Below are 5,655 nucleotides of genomic sequence, written 5' to 3' on the forward strand. Positions count from 1 at the left end.
GCCGCGTCGATCCTGATCGCGGTTATCGCGGTGGCCGTGCTGTTTGCCGTGACCACGATCATCGTCCAGCGCCAGACGCGCGATTCACTTTCCACCACGGTCGCCACCGATATGGCGGGCCTGATCGATATCTACGCCACCGCCGGACGCGATGAACTGCTGCGCCGCGTGGCAGACCGGCAGGCGGTGGTGAGCCTGGATGCAAGGCGATCGCACTACATGCTGGCCGATGCGGCGGGCAGGCCACTGGCCGGAGATCAGCGACGCTGGCCGCAGATCAACGCCAAGCAATCGGAAGAAGGCTTCATCGCGCTGGCCGATGGCACGCCGGTCTATGCGCAAGGGGCGATGCTGGCACCCGATCTGCAATTGCTGGTGGCACGCGAATACAAGAGTGACCGTGCGGCGCAGTTCGTGTTGTCTGCCGCATTCCTTGCCGTGGGTGCGGCCATCATCGGCGCGGTGGCGCTGGTCGCATGGGTTACGGCGCGACATCTGGCAGAGCGGATGAACGCGGTGAACGCAGCCTTGGGTGCCGCCGCCGATGGCCGGGCTGCCAGCTTCCCCGCCCGCCAGCGCGGTGGAGACGAGATCGACGAGATGGCAGGTCACGGCACGCGGCTGCTGGCACGACAGGCGCAACTGCTGAAAGCCTACAAGCAGGTTTCCGAACACGTTGCCCACGAAGTACGCACGCCGCTGATGCATCTGGACAACCGGCTGGGCACGGTGATGAAAGAGCATCCCGAAACGGTCGGCGGTGCGCTGGTCCACGCGCGCGAAGATATTCGAGGCATTGCCAAGATGCTCGATTCGCTGCTCGACATCGCATCGGCCGAAAGCCGCAGGGGCGATCTGGCAGGGCTGGCCGAATTCGACCTGAGCGAACTGCTGACGGGCCTTGCGGAACTTTACGAAGCAAGCGCGGAGGAAAGTGGCCTTGGCTTTGAAACTTCGATTACACCCGGTGTGACAATGCTGGGCGAGCGGATGCAGATCACGCGACTCGTTTCCAACCTGCTGGACAATGCCATCAAATATGTGCCCGAAGGCGGCCATGTCCGGCTTACTCTTGCGCCCGGCCCGCGTCTGACGGTGGAGGACGATGGCCCCGGCATTGCGCGGGGCGAGCATGAGCGCGTTTTCGAGCGGTTTGCCCGTGCCGCGCTGCCCGCCGACAAGCCCGGACACGGTCTGGGCCTTGCCCTTTCGCGAGCGATTGCGCAGCGACATGGTATGTTGCTGCATCTGGGCGACGTGCCGCGCGGAACACAGTTCATTCTGGAGCCTGCACCATGACGATGAAATGGCTGGTCCCGTCGGCTTTGGCCGCATTCATGGGGGCCTGCGCTCCTGTACCTGCGCAATCGGCCCAACGCGCGGAAACGGTGCCTGCCGTGGTTCCGCCTGCGAACGGACCAGCGGAAGAGATCGCGCGAATTCTGGCGCAGGCCGATGCAGCACAAAGCCAGCCAAGGCAGCTTGGCAAGTTGATCGCTGCACTTGATGCCAGAGGCGTGAAGCCGCTTGAACCTGCCGCCGATCCTGTGGCGCAATGGCGCACGCAGGCAGAGATGCCAGTGACCCCGCCCTATCGTGGCCGGGTGCTTGGCCCGGCGTACAAAGCGGGGAAGATCGATCCCGGCGCAACCGTGCGCTTGCCCCAGTTGTTCGACGGGGGCCGCGCCGCGCGCGTGGCCATCGCCACCCCCGGCCAGGCTCCACTGGATTTCACCGTGCTGGACCGCGAGGCCAAGCCCGTCTGCCCCCCCGCAAAAGCGCGCAGCCGCGAATGCAGCTGGACCCCGCTGTTCAGCGGGCGATTCGAGATCGTGCTGAGCAATTCGTCCAGCAACGCGGCGGGATATTATCTGGTGATCGATTGAAGAAGATTTTGGAGGCCCGAGCCGGAATCGAACCGGCGTAAACGGATTTGCAATCCGGTGCGTAACCACTCCGCCATCGGGCCTTGATCGCAGGTGCTGCGTGGTTCGGGGCGGTTAGCCGGAAGCAGGCTGCGCCGCAAGTGGTTCTTGCGCGAAGTTCACTCTGCCGTGACGAAGGTGAGGCGACGCTTGGCGGTATCGACGCTTTCGAGGCGCAGATCGACGCGCTGGCCGGGTGCCACATCAGGCAGTTTCGCGCGGGCGACCACCGGCAGATCGAGCAATTGCACCCGCGCCGAATCACCATCGGCATCGGTTACGCAGGCGGCAAAGCGTTCGCCTGCGCGGCCCTGAAGCATGACGGTTTCGGCAAGGTCGATCACTGCACGTTCGATCTGGCCGGACAGCGCGCCAGAGCGGGCCATCACGGCAGGCAGCCGCTGGAACGCATCTTCGACTTGCGCCGGAACCGGCTGACCATTGGCAACGGCGAGAGCCGCGCGGATTACATAGCGGTCGGCAAGGCGGCGCAAGGGGGCTGTGGCGTGGACATAGGTGGCGGCAATGGCTTCGTGCCACGGGGTGACACCGGGGAGCCACGGTGCATAGCCAGCGCCGTTTCCTGCACGGCGCACAGCGATCATGAAGGCAGCGTGGTGCGGGTTCTTCTGATCGAGCCGCCGTTCCAACGCCTTGAGATCTTCCCCCCGTTCCCATGCGATGTCGAGGCCTGCGGCGGTGGACCGCAGGCGGGACAGCGCTTTCTGGTCTGGCCCGGCCATGACGCGGAAGAGACCCGTGCCGGCATCCTGCAGCGCTGCAGCGATGGCAATATTGGCCGAAAGCGACAGCGCGGCGTTGGGACGTTCGGACGGCAGCAGCGGGCGGAAGGCAAGGCCATAGCGTCCTTCGCCCAAGGCTTCGACTTCCTGTTCGGGTGGATCGACGCGGGCGGCACCCCGAGCGGCTTCTGCCGCGTTCACGCGCCGGGCATATTCGGTGAAGGCAGGCGGAAGATCGGAATCAGCAACCGCATCATAGGCCAGTTTGGCGCGGCTGCGGATCAGTGCGCGTTGCGTGCCATCGAGCCGCGCGGTGCCATCGGGGGCAAGGCGGACAGTGAAAACCACCGCCGGGCGCGGGCCATCGGGCAGGAGGCTGGCGGCACGTTCGGACAGTGCGGGCGGATAGAGGCTGGCCTTGCCATCGGGCAGATAGAGCGTTTCTCCGCGCTTCCACGCTTCGACATCCACCGCATCGCCATCGTCCACGAACCACGCCACGTCGGCGATGGCATAGTGGAGCAGAAGATCTGCGCCCGATGGCTCTATCCAGAAGGCCTGATCGAGATCGGTGGAACTGGCAGGATCGAGCGTGACGAAAGGAACGTCTGTGCGGTCTGCGTGCGCTGCAGGCGCGCGCTGGGCAGCCAGTTCCGCCGCCGCCATGACTTCTGGCGGGAAGCCTTGCGGCACCTGATACTGCTGACGGATCGCGGCTAGCCCTGTGGTGAGCGCGCCGTGCGGATCGTGAATGGCCTTCATGCCAGAAAGCCTAGCAGGCTATTACGGATCAACAAATTCAGGGGTCAACAAAATCTCCGGGACGCTTTTCCATCCCGGCGCGCACGGCTTCCATCTGGTTCTTCGAATACATCAGTTCGTGCTGGGCGATGGATTCGGCCATCAGCACCTCATCGACATTCATATCGGGCGTGCGATTGGACAGCATCTTGGCACCGCGCACGGCGGTGGGGCTTTTGGATGCGATATCCTGCGCCAGCTTCATCGCATCGGCCAGGGGATCGGTGCTGACATGGGTGGCGAAGCCGAAGCGGACGGCTTCCTCGCCGGAAAATTCGCGGTGCGTATAGGTCAATTCGCGCAGCACATCGTCACGCACATTGCCGCGCCACAGGACGTATCCTGCCATATCGGGCACGAGGCCCCACTTTACTTCCATCACCGCGAGCCGCGCATCGGGTGCGATAAAACGCACGTCTGCGCCACTGGCCACCTGCAAGCCGCCACCGAAGCAGACGCCGTGGACGGCTGCGATCACCGGCATCGGCAGTTTGCGCCAGACCATCGCCGCCTGCTGCGCGCGATTGGCGTTGCCGTGGGTGCGCTCGGCAAGGCCCCCTTCGCCCCAGCGGTCTGCCTGCCCCATGCTTGACAGGTCCAGCCCCGCGCAGAACGACCGGCCCGCGCCGGAAAGCACCACTGCACGCACGCCGCGTTCGTTGTGGAGATGATGTCCGGCGGCAACGATGGCTTCGAACATCGCATCATCGAGCGCGTTCATCTTGTCGGCCCGATCCAGCAGAACGTGGGCGACGTGGTTTTCGATGGTGACGGTAACGCGATCGTGGAGGTTCATCAGAGGCATCCGCTGGCTGTTCTTTGGCTGCAAGTTGCCTCAGCCGGCTCAGCCGGTCCAGCCTTGTCATTTGACGGATCGCCGTAGGTGCGACACGGCAAACGCTCGTCATTGCGAGCGGAGCGAAGCAATCCAGAGCCTGTTGCGCAACGCTCTGGATTGCTTCGTCGCTTCGCTCCTCGCAATGACGAAGAGCGACGTGTCAGTAGAATCCAGCGTTACGCTGCCGAGGAATTGACGCCCATCGATTGCAGGTAGCGCTTGATGTTGCGCGCGGCCTGACGGAGGCGCTGTTCGTTTTCGACCATCGCGATGCGCACGAACCCTTCGCCATCTTCGCCATAGCCAACGCCCGGCGCAACCGCGACTTCGGCGTGGGTGAGAAGCTGCTTCGAAAACTCAAGGCTGCCAAGGTGCATCAGCGCAGGCGGCAGGGGTGCCCAGGCGAACATCGAAGCCTTGGGACTGGGGATGTCCCACCCGGAGCGGCCGAAGGCTTCGACCATCACATCGCGGCGCTTCTGGTACAGTTCGCGGTTCTTTTCGACGATATCCTGCGGCCCGTTGAGCGCAGCGCAGGCAGCGGCCTGAATGGGCGTGAACGCGCCGTAATCGAGATAGGATTTCACCCGCTTCAACGCGGCGATCAGGCGCTGATTGCCCACCGCAAAGCCAACGCGCCAGCCTGCCATCGAGAACGTCTTGGACATCGAGGTGAATTCCACCGCGACGTCCTTTGCCCCCGGCACTTCGAGGATGGAGCGCGTGGGGTTGCCGTCGAAATAGAGCTCCGAATAGGCGAGGTCGGACAGGATCCAGACCTTGTTTTCCTTCGCCCAAGCAACGAGGCGTTCATAAAAGGCAAGGTCCACCGTTTCCGCCGTGGGGTTTGAAGGATAGTTGACGATCAGGATCGACGGGCGCGGCACCGAATACTTCATCGCGCGATCGAGCGAATCCCAATAGCGTTCGTCCGGCGTGGTCGGCACCGAACGGATCGTGGCGCCGGCGATGATGAAACCGAAAGTGTGGATGGGGTAGCTGGGGTTCGGCGCAAGCACGACATCGCCGGGCGCGGTGATCGCGGTGGCGAGACTGGCGAGGCCTTCCTTGGACCCCATCGTCATCACCACTTCGGTTTCAGGATCGAGATCGACGTTGAAGCGGCGGCCATAGTAATTGGCCTGCGCCTTGCGAATGCCGGGGATGCCGGATGACGCCGAATAGCCATGCGCATCAGGCTTTTGCGCCACTTCGCACAGCTTTTCGATAACGTGCGCAGGCGGCGGAAGATCGGGGTTGCCCATGCCGAGGTCGATAATGTCCCTACCGGCGGCGCGCGCGGCGGCCCGCATGCCGTTGACTTCGGCAATGACGTAGGGCGGCAGGC

The 5,655-nt window shown here is 63.9% G+C and carries 5 protein-coding genes and 1 tRNA gene; 2 read left to right on the top strand and 4 right to left on the bottom strand.

Going from position 1 to position 5,655, the window contains the following annotated elements; translation table 11 throughout:
- Together ACOVQ0_RS06695 and ACOVQ0_RS06700 are read left to right on the top strand one after the other, a co-directional pair.
- On the top strand, positions 1-1,299 hold a 1,299-nt coding region (locus tag ACOVQ0_RS06695), incomplete at its 5' end, for a sensor histidine kinase (protein ID WP_421881855.1).
- A complete protein-coding gene (locus tag ACOVQ0_RS06700) occupies positions 1,296-1,886 on the top strand; it encodes a hypothetical protein (protein ID WP_421881857.1) in 591 nt (196 codons plus the stop codon). The genes ACOVQ0_RS06695 and ACOVQ0_RS06700, both read left to right, overlap by 4 nt.
- A 9-nt stretch (positions 1,887-1,895) precedes the next feature.
- Here the strand turns inward: ACOVQ0_RS06700 and ACOVQ0_RS06705 are convergent.
- The 4 genes from ACOVQ0_RS06705 to ACOVQ0_RS06720 form a co-directional block, all read right to left on the bottom strand.
- Positions 1,896-1,969, bottom strand: a tRNA-Cys gene (locus ACOVQ0_RS06705).
- 75 nt (positions 1,970-2,044) lie between these two features.
- Complete coding sequence (locus ACOVQ0_RS06710; protein WP_421881859.1) at positions 2,045-3,430, bottom strand: RNB domain-containing ribonuclease; 1,386 nt, start codon at positions 3,428-3,430, stop codon at positions 2,045-2,047.
- Positions 3,431-3,467: 37 nt separating this feature from the next.
- Entirely contained in the window at positions 3,468-4,274 is an 807-nt protein-coding gene (locus ACOVQ0_RS06715; RefSeq protein ID WP_421881862.1) for a crotonase/enoyl-CoA hydratase family protein, read from the bottom strand.
- A 209-nt stretch (positions 4,275-4,483) separates the two neighbouring features.
- Positions 4,484-5,653, bottom strand: coding sequence for an LL-diaminopimelate aminotransferase (locus ACOVQ0_RS06720; RefSeq protein ID WP_421881865.1), 1,170 nt, complete (start codon positions 5,651-5,653; stop codon positions 4,484-4,486).
- Between the last annotated feature and the right edge of the window lie 2 nt (positions 5,654-5,655).

The sequence above is a fragment of the Novosphingobium sp. genome (assembly GCF_049240505.1).
Classification (GTDB): domain Bacteria; phylum Pseudomonadota; class Alphaproteobacteria; order Sphingomonadales; family Sphingomonadaceae; genus Novosphingobium.